Here is an 18,350-nt window from a genome sequence, read left to right as displayed (position 1 = left end):
GCCTGAGTTGTTGTCCGTGTCTCCGAAGCGATTCACTCCCGCTGGCGTTCGCACTCGGCGGCCCCATCCGCAGGGATTCGCGCGTCCCGATACGTTCCCTGGTGGAACGACTCGGCCAGCCAGAGTTTGTGTCCGTACTCGTTCCCGAGGCGCGCCGTTCCGGTGGAGACGAACTGCCGGGTCGAAGATTGTGAATGGAGGTTGACGTGGCACTCCTCTAGCTCCCAAAAATCGTCCCCCGATGTCGTCCGGTCCCCCTGTTTGCGGAGATAAACGTGCGTTATGTTCGGCAGGCAAATCGTCATTCGGTCGAGCTGGTCGGCCGCGGTTCGCGGGTCTTTCCCCCCGTAGAAGTTCGCGTACTTTCCGAAGGAGTAGGTCACGACGCTTCCCTCCTCCCAGTCGTCGAAATTTTCGACGTTGAGCGCGAACTCGCGGCCGCCGACCGTGCCACAGACGCCGAGGTACACGTGGTCGTCGGTCCCCTCGTGTCTCCCGGACCCAGTCGTCAACGAGACGAAGACGCCAGCTAGCTCACTCATCCGTGACGCCCCCGGACAGTGGATTGTTCATACGCCAATGCCAGCAGTCGTTGTGGACGGTGGGTATCCATGAACGCTCACTCCTGTCCCTCGTGAGACGTGGCAGATAGAACGGACGCGATATTAATACCTCAAAATTGTTTATGATATATACTCATAACTCTCGACAGTAGCCACGACATACCCCTGAGCTATCAGCCACAGCGGGGCGTCGGGTTGACACCGACGTTTTACCGGTGTGATACAAACGAACAGTATGGACGATATTCAGATTCAGGGAACGTCGGTCCCCGCACTCGGCCTCGGGACGTGGCAGCTCACCGGCCAGTCCTGCCGTGAAACCGTCGAAACAGCTCTGGGGATGGGCTATCGCCACATCGACACCGCACAGGCGTATGGCAACGAGCGGCAGGTCGGGCTGGGGATGGATGCCGCCGCGGTCGACCGCGAAGACGTGTTTCTGACGACAAAGCTCGACGGGTCCAATCGCGACGAGCGCAGCGTCCGCCGGTCGACCCGAGAGAGCCTGAACAAACTGGGAACAGACTATCTGGACCTCCTGCTCATCCACTGGCCGAACACCCCGTGGATGGCGTCGCTGTCGGAGACGCTCGAGGCGATGAACGACCTCGTCGAGGAGGGGCTGGTCCGCCACATCGGCGTCAGTAACTTCTCGCCGTCGCTGCTGGACAGGGCGCGGGACATCTCCTCGGCCCCTATCTTCACCGATCAGGTACAGTACCACCCCTACTGGGACCAGCGGAAACTGCTGGATTACTGTCGCATCCACGACGTGCTCCTGACCGCGTATAGCCCGCTGGCCCGCGGCGGCGTCCTTGACGACCCCGCGCTCGTCCAGATCGGAAACAAATACGGGAAATCCCCGGCGCAGGTCGCGCTCCGGTGGCTGGTTCAGCAGGAGGGCGTGGCCGCGATCCCGAAAGCGTCCAGCCGCGAGCACCTCGAAGCGAACCTCGCGGTCTTTGATTTCGAACTTACCGACGCGGAGATGGAGCGGATTCGGGACCCGTCAAAGGTCAAGACGGGCGTGCAGTTCGTTCGGTCGCAGTTGCCGTTCTGAGCGGCGTTCCGTTTCGACTCGACAGATATCTCTACATAGGAGATGTTTCGGTGGAGTCGTGGCACGTATGACGTATTTTATACCGGTTATCCCCGCAACCGTGGCGCTTGATGTGGCAAATATTACTAATCACACAACTATCATTAACCATCTGGTCGCAGCTTTCGTGTGGTGTGTTACCACTGAATCCCGGCGCGGGAACACACCGCTGAACTCACAGCGAGGCCACTGTGTCAGTACACGAATCTGAACCGATACGACGAAGCATCGAAGTGGAGTACTGGGTCATCGACGACGCGGGCCGGCTGGTCGAACCGGGGGCGCTCGTCAACGCAACCCCAGGGGCGGAGCGAGAGTTCGTCGAACCCCTGCTGGAGGTCAAGACGACGCCGTGCGAGACAGCGACAGAACTGCACGAAGAACTGCTCGACCGGCTCGGAGCCGTGCTGCGGCGGGCCGACGACCTCGGGAAACGGCTCGTGCCGCTTTCGACCCCAGTCAACGCTGACGAGATTCAGGAGATTCCGTGCGACCGGACCCGGATTCAAAACTGTGTCGTCGGCGATGATTTCGAGTACGTCCGCCACTGTGCCGGCACGCACATCCACATCGAACAGCAGTCGGGGCGGGAAATCGACCAGTTGAATACGCTGATTGCCATTGACCCCGCGCTAGCGCTCGTCTCGTCCTCGCCGTATTTCCGCGGCCGGCGGCTGGCCGACAGTGCGCGCTCGAAACTGTACCGCTGGATGGCGTACAACTCGGTGCCACACCAGGGCTGGCTGTGGTCGTATCTCAACGACACTGCGGAGTGGGACCGCCGGCTCGAACGGCGCTACGATGAGTTTGTGACCGCGGCTGTCGACGCTGGTGTCGACCGCCGGACTGTCGCAGCGAACTTCGAGCCCGAAAGCGCTATCTGGACGCCAGTCCAGCTTCGGGCCGAGTTCGGCACCGTCGAGTGGCGGTCGCCCGACGCTGCACTCCCGAGTCAGGTCCTGCAACTCGCCGACGCCGTAGCGTCTCTCATGGACCACCTCAGGGGAACCGAGGTGCGTATCGAGGGTGAGACGGGCCGCGTTACCGACGACAAAATCGTGCTCCCGGAGTTCGACGCTGTCCTTGCATACGCGAACGACGCTATCCGGGACGGGGCCACCTGCGATAGCGTTGGGTCGTATCTCGACCGGATGGGATTCGACGTGGACGCGTACGAACCGGTCGCGCCGACGTTCGACAGACCAGAACCGGTCACACCCCGTGATGCCCGCGAGATTCGGCTCGACCACGCCGACCGGCTGCAGGACGATGTGCGACAGGCTGCGCCGGTCGCACTCGATTAGAACCGGAGCCGGCTCACCGAAACGGAGCAGTGACCAAGGGTTTAGGAATCGCCGCACCAACCCCGCGCTATGGTGACGGCGCTCGCCGATGATATCTGGTGGTACGGTCTCACGGGCGTCAACGCGACGCTCGTCGACGACGACGGCGCACTCACGCTCGTGGACACGGGGCTGCCCTGGCACGGCAACGAACTCATCGCCGGCCTGAGCAATGCCGGCTACGAGCTCCGGGATCTGGACCGCATTCTGCTTACACACTTCGATCTCGACCACGTCGGCGGACTGACCGCCTTCGACGGCATCGACGTGCCCATCTACGTCGGCAAGCGGGACGCGCCGCTGGTCACCGGTGAGCGGTCGCCGCCGCTGGGAAACCACAAGGGTGCGTTCCAGCGACTCGTCTCACCGTTCGTCGACGCGCCGGACAACGACGTTGTCCCCCTGGCCGACGGCGATACCGTCGGGAGTTTCACCACCTATCACACCCCCGGTCACACGCCGGGGCACGTCTGCTACGTCAGCGAGTCGCTGTCACTGGGACTGCTGGGTGACCTCGTCCGTGAGGACAGCGGCCGCTTCGAACCTTCGCCGTGGCTGTTGAGTTACGATACCGACGCCGTCACCCGGAGTATCAGTGAGTTCGCCGAGCGTGCGCCTGACTTTGACATCGCCGTCCCGGGCCACGGCGTTCCATTCGAGAAAAACGGCTCTGAGCGACTGGCCCGACTTGCGGCGACGTTGTAAGAGAAAGCCGGCGTGGGACTGTGCTACAGTTCCTCGGCGACCGCGTCGGAGCCGAGCAAGTCCGGGTCGACGACGAGGTCCGTCTGTCGGCTGGCGAAGTCGGGCAGGGAGCCCTCTGCGTAGACGACCACCCGGAGGTCGGGGTTGAGGTCCTTGGCAACGGCGATGGAGGTCGCCTGTGACATCTCGGTCAGCAGGTATACGTCCGCCTCGTGGATGCCGGCCTCTTCCAGCCCGGGCCGGTTACCGACATCGGCAACCGTCACGGTGTGTCCTTCAGCTTCGAGCGCGTCCGTGAGTCCGTTGGGGTCTGTACCGACGAGAACGACGTTCATTCGTACTCGATTGTCGCCGGCGGTTTGTGGGTCACGTCGTAGACGACGCGGGCGACGTTCTCGTGGGCCCCGGTGATGCGCGACTGCATACGCTGGAGCGTGTCCCAGTCGAGTTCCTGTGCGCGGGCAGTCATGCCGTCCCGGCTCTCAACGGAGCGGACGGCGACGACCCAGCCGTGGACGCGGTTATCGCCTTTGACACCCGTCGCTTTGCCGATGACGGCAGCGAGCGCCTGCCACGGCTCGTACTCCTCCAGTTCCTCTTCGACGACGTGGTTGGCCTCGCGGGCCACCGCCAGTTTCTCCTCGGTCACTTCCCCGATGATTCGGACGGCAAGCCCGGGACCGGGGAACGGCATCCGTTCAGAGATGATCTCTTCGAGGTCAAGCGCGCGGGCGACCTCGCGGACCTCGTCCTTGTAGAGGTCCCGCATCGGCTCGACAATGCCGTCGAAGTCGATGCGCTCGGGGAGACCACCGACGTTGTGGTGGGACTTGATGGTCCCCTCACTCTCGATGCGGTCCGGGTAGATGGTTCCCTGAACGAGGTAGTCGGCGTCGACCTCGCGGGCGACCGTCTCAAACTCCCGGATGAACTGCTCGCCGATGATATGGCGCTTCTCCTCGGGGTCGGTCTCGCCTTCGAGTTCGTCGAGGAAGCGGTCCTGCGCCTCGACGATGCGCAGCGAGTCCATGTAATCGAACGTCTCGCGGATCTCGTCGGTCTCGCCTTTCCGCATCAGCCCGGTGTCGACGTACACGGCGGTGAGCTGGTCGTCGATAGCCTCGTAGGCCAGCGCGGCGGCCGTCGAGGAGTCGACACCGCCAGAGAGTCCGATGACGGCGTGCTTGTCCCCGATCTCCTCGGCGATTTCGGCTTTCGCCTCCTCAATGAACTCGTCAACGTTCACCATCAGTGGCTCACCTCCTCAGTCGTCGCAGTGTGGGGGTCGTCGCCGAGGACCGCTTCGAGCAGTCCGACAAACGGCGGGCTGGCACGCGTCGGTCGGGAGCGGAACTCCGGATGGAACTGCGTCCCGATGAAGTACGGGTGGTCCTCGGGTCCGAGTTCGAGTATCTCCATACGATTCCCGGCGCGGCCGGAGAACTTCAGCCCAGCGGCTTCGAGGTCGTCGATGTACTCGGGGTTAACCTCGTATCGGTGGCGGTGCCGTTCGGTACAGGACTCGCCGCCGTACAGCGTCGCGGCGAGCGTGTTCGCGTTGATTTCAGTTTCATGGGCACCCAGCCGCATCGTCCCGCCCATGTCCTCGATCTCGTACTGCTCGGGGAGGATGTCGATGACGGGATGTGGCGTATCTTCCTCCAGTTCCGCCGAGTGGGCATCGTCAAGGTCCAGTACGTTGCGGGCGTACTCGACAACAGCCATCTGAAAGCCGAGACACAGGCCGAGGAACGGAATGTCATTCTCGCGGGCGTACCGGATCGCCTCGATTTTGCCCTCCGTGCCGCGGGCACCGAAGCCGCCCGGCACGACGATGGCGTCGGCCTCGCGCATCCGGTCTGCGTGGTGGTCATTCATCTTCTCGGAGTTGACCCACCGGACGTTCACGTCGACGTTTTTCTCAAGGCCGGCGTGTTTCAGCGCCTCGTGGACGGACATGTAGGCGTCTTCGAGGTCGTACTTGCCGACGAGCGCGACTTCGACCTCGCCCTCTGTGTTCTGGGTGACGAGGTCGCGCCAGCGGTTCTCCCGCTCGTCTTCGGGCAGTGCCTCCGAGGCGATGTCGAGTTCTTCCATCACGTACTGGTCGAGTCCTTCCTCCTCAACCATCAGCGGGACATGGTAGATGTCGTCGACATCGGGGTTCGAGAAGACGGCTTCCGTCGGCACGTCACAGAACAACCCGATCTTCTCCTTGGTGTCGATATCGAGTTTGTCCGAGCAGCGGCCGACCAGAATGTCGGGCTGAAGACCGATAGAGCGCAGTTCCTTCACGGAGTGTTGGGTCGGCTTGGTCTTTTGCTCGCCGTTTTTCGAGTATGGGACGAGCGTGACGTGGGTAAAGAGAATATCGTCCTCGTCCTCTTCGTGGGCGAACTGCCGGAGCGCTTCGAGATACGGCATCCCTTCGATGTCCCCGACCGTGCCGCCGACTTCGATGATACAGACGTCGTTGCCTTCGGCGGCCTCGCGGATACGGCGCTTGATGTCGTCGGTGATATGCGGGATAATCTGGACCGTGCGACCGAGGTAGTCGCCGGACCGCTCCTTCTCGATGACGTGCTGGTAAGTCTTCCCCGTGGTGACGTTGTGGTCGAAGGTCATGTCGATGTCGAGGAACCGCTCGTAGTTCCCCAGGTCGAGGTCGACCTCCCCGCCGTCTTTGAGCACGTACACCTCGCCGTGCTGGAAGGGATTCATCGTACCGGCGTCGACGTTCAGATACGGGTCAATCTTGACCGCTGTAACGTCGAACCCGGCGTTTTTGAGTAATCTACCTGTACTGGCGGCAGTGATGCCTTTCCCCAGGCCAGACATCACGCCACCGGTGACGAAGATGAACTTCCGACCCAGTTCCGGGTCGTAGTCCGTTTCGGGTTCGGTCGGCATACCGACGGTGAACCCCGCGTAGTCTAAACGGTTTCGGAGCGCGCACTGTTCGCCACCCCGTCGCAGTGTCAACGCGGCTACAGTGAGGGCTGCGTGAGGACGCGCCACGCAGCTACGAGCGCGGCAAGTGACAGCGCCGAAAACACCGCATCACTGGGACTAGAGCCGATGGCGATAAACAACAGGTACCCGGCGATGAACCCCCCCAGAAGCGAGACGACGCCGTGCCGCGTCGAGTGAGACACCGCCGCTCTGGTTCGCGTTGACATACAACATTATTTATTGTTATATAGTATAAATGTATCTTCGGTATTGGTGGGCAGGTTCGGCGACGGTCAGGACTTGAGGACGCCGGACCGGATGGCGAAGTACGTCCCGATGGCACCAACCGAGGCGAGCACGAGTGCCCGGAGCGGCCCGCCCGCGACGAGTGCCGTCTGCATCAGTACTAACAGCGTCACCAGCGTGGCGAGAAACGACACGGCAGCGAACGAGAGCGGACGGTCCATAGTATGAGGTCGAGCCGACAGCGCCTCTGTCTTTCGATACTGTCCAGCAGGTGTGGGGCTGAGCTATACTTTCACTTGGTACTGAACCGGCGACAGGAATCGACTACGGACTCTGAATACCGAGTTCCCAGCAGCTACAGGTGGTCGCGGAGAAACGGCCCAACCGTCTCGCCGATACGGCCGCTCTGCCCGACGAAATGGTGGTCGGCTGGCAGGCGCTCAACCGTCTGGCCCAGCTCGGTAGCCCGGTCAACGACCGGTTCCCAGTCGACTGTCGCATCGCGCTCCCCGACCACGACCTGTACCGGGCAGTCGATGGCGTCAAGCGCAGTGGCCGCATCGAGATGCGCGGTCACGCCGGTCGGTGGGGCGAGCACTGACAGGGCCGCCGGGTCGGCCGCAGTGTCGTGTGCAGCGGCCGTACAGAGCGCCACAGCCGCGCCAAAACTGTAGCCAAACAGGCCAACTGCGTCGTAGCGCTCGTCGGCCCACGCCAGCGCGTTCTCGGCGTCGGCCCGCTCGCCACGGCCCTCGTCCCACGCGCCGTAGTCGAACCGGAGACAGCTGATGTCGGGGGCCAGCGCGTCGCTGACCGCCTTGAGCCGGCTGTCAGACCGGGAGCCGCCGTACTGCGGGTGGGGCGGGCACGCAACGATGACGGTGTCCGATGCTGGCCGGTCAAGCGACGCGGTGACGTCTCGCCCACCCGGTATCCCGACGGTAGTCATACGTGTTCACTCGCCAGCCCTCTGTAAGAAATTTAAGGTTGGAGAGACCAATGCGCATACATGGGAATCCTCTCGCGCGCGTCGTACGTCATCCGCTCCAAGCTCAACGCCGTCCTGAACCGAGCGGAGGACCCGACAGAGACCCTCGACTACAGCTACGAGCAGTTGCGTGACGAACTGCAGGACGTCAAGCAGGGCATTGCGGACCTGACGACCCAGAAGAAGCGACTGGAGATACAGAAGCGCCGTCTCGAAGAAAACGTCGAGAAGCACAACGAACAGGCGCGCCAGGCCGTCGAGCAGGACCGCGAAGACCTCGCCCGCCAGGCGCTGGAAAAGAAAAAGCAGAAGATGAGTCAGATCGAGGACCTGGAAGGCCAGATACAGGACTTACAGAGCCAGCAGGACCAGCTGGTCGAGCAGAAAGACGAACTCCAGAAACAGATCGAGCAGTTCCGGACGAAGAAGGAGACGATGAAGGCTCGCCACGAGGCCGCCAAGGCGTCGGCGCGCGTCAACGAAGCGATGACCGGCGCGGGCGACGAGATGCAGGATATCAATCAGGCTATCGAGCGTGCGGAGGAACGGACCGAGGACATGGAAGCCCGTTCGCAGGCGATGGACGAACTCCGCGAGGACGGCGTCCTCGAAAGTCAGATATCGGACGAGAGTTCACTGGAGCGGGAGCTTGAAGAAGTCCGACAGAAAGGGTCAGTTGACGCCGAACTCGACACGCTAAAAGCCGAGATGGGGAAAGCAGAGGACGGCGACAGTGGGTCGAGCGACGCGGATGTCTCCGAAGCCGAACTGGAACAGGAACTCGCCGACGAGAGTACGCAGGTCGACGTCGACGAGAGCGAGGTTGAGTCGGAGCTGGACGAGCTGAAAGAAGACGAGCAGTAACGCCGGCAACGCGGGACTTTTACAGCGGCCAGACGACCGACACCGAGAACGATGTCACGGCACACAGAAGCAGCTGTAGCGGTCCGCCGACGCGCGCGAAGTCAGTGAAGCGGTAGCCGCCGGGACCGTACACCATCAGGTTTGTCTGGTAGCCGATGGGTGTCAGGAAGGCCGTCGCGACCGCGAACGTCACGACGACGAGGAACGGGAACCCAGAAGCGCCGATCTCCGTGGCAGTGGCGACGGCAATCGGGATCATCAGCACGACGGTCGCGGCCGGGGTGATGGCGCTGGCGAGGACAGCAGTCAGGAGATACACCAGCGCTAGCAGCGCGAGCGGCGGGAGGACGCCGGCGGCGTCGACAAGGAGCCCGCCGACGAACGCGGCTCCGCCGGTGGCCTGCATCGCCTGGCCCAGGGGGAGCAGGCCGGCGAGCAGGAACACGACGTTCCAGCTCACAGCGTCGTAGGCCTTCGAGGCGCTCAGTGTGCCGGTGGCGACCGTGGCGACGACGCCACCCAGCGCGGCAATATAGATGGGCAGCAGGTCCAGCGCTGCGAGCGCGATGACGGCGAGCAGGGTCGCAAGCGGGACCGCCGCAGCGGCGTCAAGCGAGGGTGGGCCGCCCTCAAGCGCATCGAACAGCTCCGGTGGGCCCTCGGTCAGGGTCAGGTAGCCCTCGTCCTGGAGGTGCCCCATCTTGTCAAGGGGCGTCTGGAGTAAGAGTAAGTCGCCAGCGGACAGTTCGACCGCCGTGAGATCCTCGTGAATGACCTCGTCGCCGCGGCGGACAGCGAGGACCGTCACGTCGAATCGACTGCGGAGTTGCACGTCGGCGAGCGTTCGCCCGCGGAGCCGCGACTCCCTGTCGATGACGGCCTCCGCGAGGACGCCCGGGTGCCCGCTTTCCGCCAGCAAGTCCGCCGTAACAGACTCACGGGCGAGGTCCCGAAGGTCAAGCGTCTGAGCGAGTTGGTTGACAGCTTGGCGGTTGCCACGGACCGTCAGCACGTCGCCAGGTTCGAGCGGGCGGTCGGTGGCTGTCGCAAAGAACGACTCGCCGTCGCGGTCGATCTGGAGCACGTCGACGTCAAGCGGGCCACTCACGGCGAGGACCTGTTCGACGGTGGCCTCGGTCGGCAGTGACTCCCCCGCGTCGACCACGTCAACGACCGCCTCGACTGCGTCGTCGGAGACGCTGCCTTCGAGCGCTTCTCGAACCGTCAGCCCGACCAGTGGGGACGCCTCGCGAACCCGTAACTGCGCCAGATGGCGGTCCATCTCGAACTCCTCAGTGAAGTCGGCCGCGGGATGGACCCGTTCGGGGACGAGCGCCCGACCCACCGTCAGCAGGTAGCCCACGCCGACAGCGAGGACGACGACACCGACAGGTGTCAGCGTGAACATCGAGAACGGCCGGCCGAGCAACTGCGCCGAGAGGTCGCTCGCGAGTAAGTTCGTCGCAGTGCCGACCAGCGTGAGCGTCCCGCCGAGCATCGCTGCGAAGGAAAGCGGCAACAGCAGGTTCGACGGCGAGATACCGTACCGTTCCGAGAGGCCGGTGACCAGCGGGATGAAAACGGCGACAACCGGCGTGTTGTTGACGAAGCCCGCGCTGACGCCCGTCGTGCCGACGATGGCGGTCAGCAGACGCCGTTCGTCGCCGCCCGTCAGCGCCGCGAGCCGTCCGGCCAGCCAGTCGACAACGCCGGCCGATTCGACACCGGCGCTGAGGATGTACATCGCGACGATGGTAACCACCGCCGGGCTGGCGAACCCTTCGATGGCTGTCCGCGCCGGGACGCCGGTGTACGGTTCCAGCACGACCAGCGCGACGAGGACAGCGATGGCCGTCATATCAGGCGAGAGCCACTCGGTGACGAACAGCGTCAGGGCGGCAACGACGAGCGCGAAGACCACGAGCGCGCCCATCGAGAGCGAGGGCATACCAGTTCCCTCGACGGACGGCGATAAAAACATCCGGGGCGCTGTCAGGGAATTTCGCAAGCGGACGCGGCTCACTCACCACTGCCCGTCGGTCGCGCCGTCTCGTCACACTGGGTCCGGCTCGTAGCCCGGCCCGACTCGCAGCGTCAGTGTGGTCTCACGCACCGACAGCGACAGCGTCTCGTGTGTGCTGAGTTCGCCGTCGCGACTGAACGTGAGTTCCTTGCCGTGTCCGGCGATAGTAATCTCGTCCGCTCGAACGTGGGTCACGCCGTCGGTATCAAGCGCCAGTAGTCGCTGGCCGATGGCCTCCGCGACGAGGTTCCCTGTTGGCATCTGTTCAACGATAGCCACGTCGAGCAGGCCGTCTTCCATGTTTGCTTGCCCACCTTCGGCGACGAACTTGCGGGCGTTGCCCACCAGCAGGCAGGTGGCCTCGCCGGACCAAGTGAACGGTCCATCCTCCCCGACAGCCGCGATGGTGATATCGAGCCCGTCGAAACGAAGCGCCTCCTGTGCGCCGGTGAGCAGAAACGCCAGCGTGCCGAACCGCTCTTTGAGGTCGCGTGGAGTCGAAACGCTGGCGTCGGCGGGGAGGCCGGCGATACAGGAGACGAGAAACGGCTCCTCGTCGGCGATGCCCACGTCGACCGGTCGCGTCGCTCCAATATCGGCGATTTCGACACCGTGTTGGATGTCTGTGACGCCGATGTTCCCGGCCAGAAGGTTTGCCGTCCCGGCCGGGATGACGCTCAGCGTCACCGAGTCGAGGTGGCCGGCGTCGTTGAGTCCGCGGACAACCTCGTTCACCGTCCCGTCGCCGCCACAGACGGCGACCTCAGAGGCCTCAGCCCGCCCGGCTTCGCGGCCGAGTTCGACCGCGTCGCCCGCCGCCTGAGTTTCGTACACCCCGAACCCGCGTGCCTCCATCAGCCGCGGAACGTAGTCGGCGTGCTCGCCGTCGCCGCTGACGGGGTTGAGGATACACCGACGCGAACCAATCTGCATAATCATAGCGAGTCCGGACCGGCACTTATACCGTGGTGATGTGCCGGCGTCACTCCCAGTCGACGTCGACACTCCGGTTCGTCTCGCGGAGAATGAACGGGCCGATTGCGAGCGTTCGTTTGGTTATCGTGACAATACGGAGGATGTACGATATCAGGACTGTGAACGGAAGCAGGGATGCTGTCGTCGTCACGGCGAGGAGCCACAACGCGTCGGGGACGCCGGCTGTGACGCCGACGAAATCCTGCACATCGAGGAACAACAACGAGGTGATTGCGACGGTAAGCGCCGGGATGGCGACGTAGAGCAGTGTCCGGGAGAGGTCGGACAGTTCCCACTGGAAATACAGCGTCTTGAAGTGTTCCCGGGCCGGGCCGAACAGTTCGAGCGTCTCGACGAGTTCCGCAAGCGAGTCGTCGATCTCGTCAGTGAGTTCGTCGGCGTACGCTTCACGGATACGTCGACCGGCATACAGCTTCCAGGAGTAGTTGTAGTTCAGCGCGGCCTTGACGACATCGAACTCGCCGAAGGTCCCGCCCTCAAGCTGGTCGGTAACGCTGTCGGCGTTTGTTCGCACATCCTCCAGATAGTTCGACAGCAACGCCGTCAGGTCGTCATCGAGTGCCGTCTCGTCGACAGCGTTCTGGGTGTTCTCGGCCCGTTCGGTGGTCCCGCGAACCAGCGACCGGAGGAACGCCGAGGGCTCTGCCGGACTGACTGGCGTGTCGACGGCGTCAGCAACGTCGGCGCGGAACTGCATCGACCCGTTCATCCGTTCGCGCTGATCACCCACCGCACCGAGTTCCTGTGAGAGGACGAGCTGGTTCAGTGTCAGGACCAGTGTTACTGCGGTTATGGTCCCCGTAATCAGCGCCTGAAACAGCGTTTCGACCGGGTCACCGCGAGTCAGCAACGTCATGGCCGGTTTCGGATGCAAGAGCCCGACGACGAGAATCCCACAGAGCAGGACACCGGAGAGGAGGGCGGTAACGAGCCAGCGGTCCGCATCAAGGAGGAACCAGAGGAGTCGCGTGTCCCCCGCGGCGCGCCCCCGCATGGTGTCACTCGACTCACCGCTGTCAGTTGTCATACAGGCCGGCTCGCCCGCCGGGGTTAAAAGAACGCGCCCGAGCTATTCCGGGAGTCAGTACATCGGCAGCAAGGATCAGCCGAGCGAACAGCGGCTATCGGCCGGCGAGGAACGTCACAGCGGTTCGTTGCTGCTCGACCTCAGTTTCGAGGTGGTCGCGGAACTCGGCGATGTCGATGTCTTTCTCTTCGCGTTCCTTGCGGTCACGAACCGAGATGGTCCCCGCTTCCTCCTCGTTGTCGCCGATGACACACATGTAGGGAACGCGGTCGTCGTGGGCCTGCTGAATCTTCTTGCCGACAGTCCAGGAACGGTCCTCGATAGTGACCCGGAAGTCATCGAGTTCATCCTGAATCTCCTCGCAGTAGGCGATGTTGTCGTCGCTGACTGGCAGCAGACGGATCTGTTCGGGGGCGAGCCACGGCGGGAACTTCCCGTTGTAGTGCTCGGTCAGCACCATGAAGAACCGCTCGTAGGAGCCATACAGCGCGCGGTGGATCATCACCGGGCGGTGCTCCTCGTTGTCCTCACCGGTGTAGGAGAGGTCGAACCGCTCGGGCATATTGAAGTCCAGTTGGACGGTCGGGCCGTCCCAGTGGCGACCGAGCGCGTCCTCGAAGGCAAAGTCGATCTTCGGGCCGTAGAAGGCACCGTCGCCCTCCTCAACGACGTAGTCGATGTCCTGCTCCTCAAGGACAGATTCAAGCTGGGATTCGGCTTTCTCCCAGATCTCGTCGCCGCCGACGGACTTCTCGGGCCGGGTGGCGAACTGGACGGTGTAGTCGAGATTGAAGGTGTCAAGCGTATCGAGGATGATGTCGACCGTCGCCAGCACTTCCTCCTCAATCTGGTCCGGGCGGACGAACAGGTGGCCGTCGTCGATGGTGAAGGCCCAGGTCCGGGAGAGCCCGGAGAGTTCGCCGCGCTGCTCTTTGCGGTACACCTTCCCGTCCTCGAAGTACCGCACCGGTAGGTCCCGGTAGCTCCAGGAATTCTGCTCGAAGATGGTGGCGTGGCCGGGACAGTTCATCGGCTTCAGGCCGTACTCCTCGTCGTTGACATCGAGCAGGAACATGTCGTCAACGTAGTTCTCGTAGTGGCCCGACTTCTTCCAGAGTTCGGTGCGGAAGACGTGGGGCGTCTCGACCTCGTCGTAGCCGGCGTCACGGTTGAGGCCGGCAACATAGTCCGAGAGTTCGTTGAGGATCTTCTTGCCGTTGGGTTCGTACAGCGGCAGGCCCGGCCCGGTCGTCTCGTCGATGGAGAACAGGTCCATCTCCTGGCCGATCTTGCGGTGGTCGCGCTCCTCGGCCTTGCGGCGCTGTTCGAGGAACTCATCGAGCGCGTCCTCCGTCGGGAAGGCGGTTCCGTACACACGAGTCAGCGTCTCGTTCTCTTCCTCGCCGCGCCAGAAGGCCGCCGAGATTTCAAGCAGCGCGAAGCCGCCGATTTCGCCGGTCGATTCGACGTGGGGGCCCTGACAGAGGTCCTCGAACTCGCCCTGGGTGTAGAAAGAGACCTCCTCGTCGTCCGCGGCCTCAGTTTCGAGGATGTCCTGTTTGAACTGATTGTCCTCGTAGCGCTCGAAGGCGTCGTCGCGGTCGACAAGTTCGCGTTCGATGTCGAGGTCCTCCTCGATGATCTCCTCGGCTTCGGCCTCGATGGCTTCGAGGTCGTCCTCGTCGATGTCGACGCCGGTGATGTCGTAGTAGAACCCGTTGTCGGTCCACGGCCCGATTGTGAGCTTCGCGTCGGAGTAAAGGCGCTGCAGGGCCTGTGCGAAGACGTGGGCAGCGGAGTGACGAAGCACATCGAGATACTCGTCACTGCTCTCGGTGACGATTTCGAGTTCGACGTCCGCTGTCAACGGCGCGTGTTTGTCGACAAGTTCGCCGTCGACAACGCCGGCGACCGTGTCGTCACCCAGCCCTGGCCCGATTTCGTAGGCGACATCCTCGACCGTGCTGCCGCGTTCGACCTCTAGTGGGGTCCCGTCGGGCAGCGTGACCGTGACCGTGCTCATATCCGAGGATACGACGGCGGCCGGGGATAAGTGTATTGAGACGCGGGCGACGCTGGTGTTACTCTGGCAACGGCGGGTCCGAATCCTCATCGACAGTGTCGGCCGCCGGCAGGTCAGACTGGGCCGGTGGCCGTGCTGCGCTTGCCCGCTCCAGCGATGAGAGCGCCAGTTCTTCCTCGCCTTCAAGCATGGTAAGCCGGTCCATGACAGTGACAGTCTCCCCGTCGGCCGTATGCGGCGTCACGCACCTGAGTTCCGACCCGGTGTACTCGGCTAATAGTTGGACCGGGAACACGATCGCCCGGTACTGCTCCCCCGACATCTCAGAGTCAACCGACCGGACCTGAAACGCAGGTTCGAGTGAACATTTGTTGCGTTTTGCCCATTCCTGAAAGACGCTCACCCGGTTGAGTGCGAAGAGTCCCAGTTCGGTCCGTGCCTCCGCTGGTGTGGACGGTATCTGCCGACCAATGACCTGAACGCTAAAGTCCGACAAAACATCAGTGTCCGACAACCGCTTAATTCGGTCGATAACCGCAGCCTGTTGCTGCGTGTGCCCGTCGGGCAGCAGTGAACGAACGTACAGTTCTGCCCGTGTATCATCTGGCTGCGTGCTCCCCTGCATCGTATAGAAATTAATGCGCAGGGACTGGCAAAAGTATTCCTGTTGACAAATAATGGTTAGAACAGTTATACACTGAACGACGGAAACTGAATCGACGGTTACACCGTCGGTTGGACAGCCACGGGCCGTGTCAGCGTGATAGGGAGTACTATGTGGGCACGGTTCGCATGAGAAGCCGGATATGTACGATTCGGTGCTCGTGGCCACAGACGGCAGTTCGGGAACGACAGAGACGCTCGCACACGCCACCTCGATCGCGCGTGACAACGACGCGACTCTCCATGGACTGTACGTCGTGGACAGGCGGCTCTACGTCGCGGCCGACAAGGCCAATCAAGACGAGGTGCGTCAGTCGCTGGAGGAAGAGGGAGATGTCGCGCTTGACGACATCGTGGTCGGCGGCGAGGAAGCCGGCGTCGAAGTCGTCACGACCATGGCAGAAGGGATTCCCCACAAGACAATCACCGACTACGCCGAGGAGGAAGACATTGATGTCATCGTGATGGGGACCCACGGCCGAACCGGACGAGACCGGGTCGCAAATCTCGGGAGCGTCACCGAGCGGGTCGTCCAGAGCGCGCCCGTCCCCGTTCTCGTCGTCCACATCGAATAGCTCAGGTGTCGCTGGCGGTTGCGGGACGGACGTGCTCGATAGCAGCTATACTACCGGTAGCACCCCGTTCTGACCGGTATCTTTTCGAGCCGCCGACACGATGGTGGCAGTATGGACAACCGAGAGTACGCCTTCGAAGGAGCCACGCCAGATATCCACGGATACGCCCACGTCAGCCGCGAGGCGACACTGGTGGGTGATGTCACCATCGGCCCGAACGCGAACGTCTGGCCCGGTGTCGTGTTGCGTGGCGACGTGGCCCCCGTCGAGGTGGGCCGCGAATCGGCGATCGGTGACGGGGCCATCGTCCACGCCTCGACCGTCGGCGAGAAGGTGATGGTCGGCCACGGAGCCGTCCTCAACGACGCCCATGTACGCGACGGGGCGCTCGTTGGGTTCAATTCGACGGTCAGCGACGCCACCATCGGCGAGGGCTCTATCGTCGCGATGGGGACGGTTGTTCCACCAGGCTACGAGGTGCCCGCGGAGTCCTTTGTCCGCGGGAGCCCGGCCACAGTGACGCCGCTGTCCGAGACCACGATCGACCCCAACGAAGTGTTCGAAGCGTTCAGCTCCGGCGATTACGCCAACCTCGCGGCTCGCCACGAGGATCTCTTCGAGTAACGTCACGCCGGACACGACGGGTCACTTATAATGGAAGAACACACACAGTACCGTGCATGGACGATATCGTCGACCTGGTGACCCGGTCGCTCGCTGACGAGACTGCCGCGGCGTTCACTGAGCGGGTCGACGAACAGGCGATGCAGCTCCGAAGAGCCATCGAATCCGGGGAGTTCGACAACGAAGCGTTCTCCGTCGGTCTGGAGATCGAGCTGTACGCCATCAACGCCGAGCCGGACCCGCCCGAACCGGACGATGCGGAAGACAGCGAGGAAGCCACCGAAGAGGACCTCGACGACGACCTGAGCGGATCGAGCGAGGCTGCCTGGAGCGGGTCGCTCGACGCGCCGGCGGAGCCCGAAAGCGGCGGTGGCGCATCACTGGAGCCAAACGGCGGCGGGGCGTCGCTGGAGCCAGACGAGGGCGATCCGCTGGAACCCGCTGGAGATGAGTCACTGGATCAAGACACCGGCGACGCCGCTGACGAGTCCGACGACGCGTTTGGTCCCGGGGAGGGGCCGTCGCTCGACATCGACCCGGACAGCCCGCTGGCCGACGACGAACCTGAGACACCCGAAAACGAGGCCGAGTCGGCCGTTGAGTCGTCGGTCGAGGAAGAAGACGACGAGCCGTACATGGACCCCGAAGACTGGGAAGGGCGACTGACCCGCCTGCCCGACGTGGTGTTCGAGGGCGAGGCCAACAAGGAACTGGGTCTGCACAACGCCGAAGTCAACACCAAACCGAACAGCTTCGACCAGACCGGAATGGAGGTCCAGACGACGGCAGTAGAGATGCAGACGAAACAGGCCCGCCAGCAGGCGAGCAAACACAACTGCGAACTCGTCCTTGACGCGATGTGGACCATTCCGCCCGAGGAAGGCAGCAAAGAGTATCTCTCGGCGCACGAGATGAACGACGGGGTCGTCCTCGCGGACAACATGCGGCAGGCTCCCAGATACGTGGCACTAGACAACGAAGCGCTGGACCACGCTGGCGGCAGCATCGACTTCGACGTGCCGGGATACAGCGGGTCGTTCCCGACGATTCTGTTCGAGTCGCTGGCCACCTCGATCCAGCCACACCTCCAGATTCCGGACGCCGCGGCGTTCCCCGAGTACTACAACGCCGCGATACGGACGCTCGGGCCACTGCTCGCGCTATCGGTGAACTCGCCGTTCCTCCCCGCCGAGATGTACGGTGACACCGACGGCGAGTGGCTCTGTGAGACCACCCATCACGAACTCCGTATCGCGGCCTTCGAACAGTCGGTCAACACCAGTGAGAACCCAAAGGTCCGAGTCCCGCAAGACCTCGACGACACGACGGATGTCGTCGGTCGCGTCGTCGACGACGACCTGTTCGCGCCGTTCCTGCGGGAATTCCTGCACGATGACGACCGGACAGAATTCGAAGACGATTTCTGGGAGTTCGACCACAAGCGTGGGACCTACTGGCGCTGGCTCCGCTGTGTCGTCGGCGGAGCCCCCGTCGACGGGGCAAGCACTGAAAAGTCGCTCCGCATCGAGTATCGCCCGCTCCCGACCCAGCCCCACGCCAAGGACATGATCGGACTACAGGCGCTGACTGTCGGCCTCATCCGCGGCCTTGTCGTCGCCGACCACCCTGTTGCGGAACTGCCCTGGCAGGAGGCCCGGC

At 63.2% G+C, this 18,350-nt stretch carries 19 protein-coding genes; 7 read left to right on the top strand and 12 right to left on the bottom strand.

Translation table 11 applies throughout. The features are described 5' to 3' along the window. Positions 1-32 precede the first annotated feature (32 nt). Entirely contained in the window at positions 33-542 is a 510-nt protein-coding gene (locus G9463_RS07910; protein WP_004963669.1) for a hypothetical protein, read from the bottom strand. 256 nt (positions 543-798) lie between these two features. Here G9463_RS07910 and G9463_RS07905 point away from each other — a divergent pair, with 256 nt between their 5' ends. The 3 genes from G9463_RS07905 to G9463_RS07895 all read left to right on the top strand — a co-directional run bounded on the left by G9463_RS07905 (position 799) and on the right by G9463_RS07895 (position 3,710). After that, entirely contained in the window at positions 799-1,623 is an 825-nt protein-coding gene (locus G9463_RS07905; RefSeq protein WP_165896409.1) for an aldo/keto reductase, read from the top strand. A gap of 230 nt (positions 1,624-1,853) precedes the next feature. Continuing rightward, positions 1,854-2,966, top strand: a complete 1,113-nt coding sequence (locus tag G9463_RS07900; protein WP_370457897.1) for a glutamate-cysteine ligase family protein — start codon at positions 1,854-1,856, stop codon at positions 2,964-2,966. 69 nt (positions 2,967-3,035) lie between these two features. Further along, entirely contained in the window at positions 3,036-3,710 is a 675-nt protein-coding gene (locus G9463_RS07895; RefSeq protein ID WP_165896408.1) for an MBL fold metallo-hydrolase, read from the top strand. Between the two features lie 23 nt (positions 3,711-3,733). Here the strand turns inward: G9463_RS07895 and G9463_RS07890 are convergent, their stop codons facing one another. The 6 genes from G9463_RS07890 to G9463_RS07865 form a co-directional block, all read right to left on the bottom strand. Next, positions 3,734-4,045 (bottom strand): NAD-binding protein, encoded by a 312-nt coding sequence (locus G9463_RS07890; protein WP_004963681.1) that lies wholly within the window; start codon positions 4,043-4,045, stop codon positions 3,734-3,736. Next, complete coding sequence (guaA, locus tag G9463_RS07885; RefSeq protein ID WP_165896407.1) at positions 4,042-4,959, bottom strand: glutamine-hydrolyzing GMP synthase; 918 nt, start codon at positions 4,957-4,959, stop codon at positions 4,042-4,044. The genes G9463_RS07890 and guaA overlap by 4 nt, the downstream gene beginning before the upstream one ends. After that, entirely contained in the window at positions 4,959-6,620 is a 1,662-nt protein-coding gene (locus G9463_RS07880) for a CTP synthase (protein WP_004963688.1), read from the bottom strand. The genes guaA and G9463_RS07880 overlap by 1 nt, the downstream gene beginning before the upstream one ends. 77 nt (positions 6,621-6,697) lie before the next feature. After that, positions 6,698-6,889: a hypothetical protein gene (locus G9463_RS07875; protein WP_011224820.1), complete on the bottom strand. Its 192-nt coding sequence runs from the start codon at positions 6,887-6,889 to the stop codon at positions 6,698-6,700. 66 nt (positions 6,890-6,955) lie between these two features. Then, positions 6,956-7,129, bottom strand: coding sequence for a hypothetical protein (locus G9463_RS07870; protein WP_004963694.1), 174 nt, complete (start codon positions 7,127-7,129; stop codon positions 6,956-6,958). Positions 7,130-7,263: 134 nt separating this feature from the next. Beyond that, positions 7,264-7,857 (bottom strand): alpha/beta hydrolase, encoded by a 594-nt coding sequence (locus tag G9463_RS07865; RefSeq protein ID WP_165896406.1) that lies wholly within the window; start codon positions 7,855-7,857, stop codon positions 7,264-7,266. Between the two features lie 60 nt (positions 7,858-7,917). Between G9463_RS07865 and G9463_RS07860 the strand changes: the two genes are divergently transcribed. Then, positions 7,918-8,760: a PspA/IM30 family protein gene (locus G9463_RS07860; RefSeq protein WP_007189024.1), complete on the top strand. Its 843-nt coding sequence runs from the start codon at positions 7,918-7,920 to the stop codon at positions 8,758-8,760. 19 nt (positions 8,761-8,779) lie between these two features. On the opposite strand, the gene G9463_RS07855 is transcribed toward G9463_RS07860, so the two are convergent. From G9463_RS07855 to G9463_RS07835, 5 genes are all read right to left on the bottom strand, one after another. After that, complete coding sequence (locus tag G9463_RS07855) at positions 8,780-10,708, bottom strand: SLC13 family permease (RefSeq protein ID WP_165896405.1); 1,929 nt, start codon at positions 10,706-10,708, stop codon at positions 8,780-8,782. A gap of 105 nt (positions 10,709-10,813) precedes the next feature. Further along, positions 10,814-11,716, bottom strand: a complete 903-nt coding sequence (locus G9463_RS07850) for a diacylglycerol kinase family protein (protein WP_193569565.1) — start codon at positions 11,714-11,716, stop codon at positions 10,814-10,816. 49 nt (positions 11,717-11,765) lie between these two features. Beyond that, entirely contained in the window at positions 11,766-12,806 is a 1,041-nt protein-coding gene (locus G9463_RS07845; protein WP_004963711.1) for a hypothetical protein, read from the bottom strand. A 94-nt stretch (positions 12,807-12,900) separates the two neighbouring features. Next, positions 12,901-14,829, bottom strand: coding sequence for a threonine--tRNA ligase (thrS, locus tag G9463_RS07840; RefSeq protein ID WP_007189028.1), 1,929 nt, complete (start codon positions 14,827-14,829; stop codon positions 12,901-12,903). 58 nt (positions 14,830-14,887) lie between these two features. Next, positions 14,888-15,454, bottom strand: a complete 567-nt coding sequence (locus G9463_RS07835) for an HTH domain-containing protein (protein ID WP_004963715.1) — start codon at positions 15,452-15,454, stop codon at positions 14,888-14,890. A gap of 181 nt (positions 15,455-15,635) precedes the next feature. Between G9463_RS07835 and G9463_RS07830 the strand changes: the two genes are divergently transcribed. The 3 genes from G9463_RS07830 to G9463_RS07820 all read left to right on the top strand — a co-directional run. Beyond that, positions 15,636-16,067 (top strand): universal stress protein, encoded by a 432-nt coding sequence (locus tag G9463_RS07830; RefSeq protein WP_004963716.1) that lies wholly within the window; start codon positions 15,636-15,638, stop codon positions 16,065-16,067. 111 nt (positions 16,068-16,178) lie between these two features. Further along, entirely contained in the window at positions 16,179-16,691 is a 513-nt protein-coding gene (locus G9463_RS07825; RefSeq protein ID WP_165896403.1) for a gamma carbonic anhydrase family protein, read from the top strand. Positions 16,692-16,747: 56 nt separating this feature from the next. Beyond that, positions 16,748-18,350, top strand: a 1,603-nt coding sequence (locus G9463_RS07820) for a hypothetical protein (RefSeq protein WP_165896402.1), incomplete at its 3' end; no start/stop codon positions are given.

This window comes from Haloarcula sp. JP-Z28 (assembly GCF_011440255.1).
GTDB classification, from domain to species: domain Archaea; phylum Halobacteriota; class Halobacteria; order Halobacteriales; family Haloarculaceae; genus Haloarcula; species Haloarcula marismortui.
The sequence above is the reverse complement of the archived record's forward strand: the minus strand, read 5'-3'. Positions and strand labels throughout refer to the sequence as shown.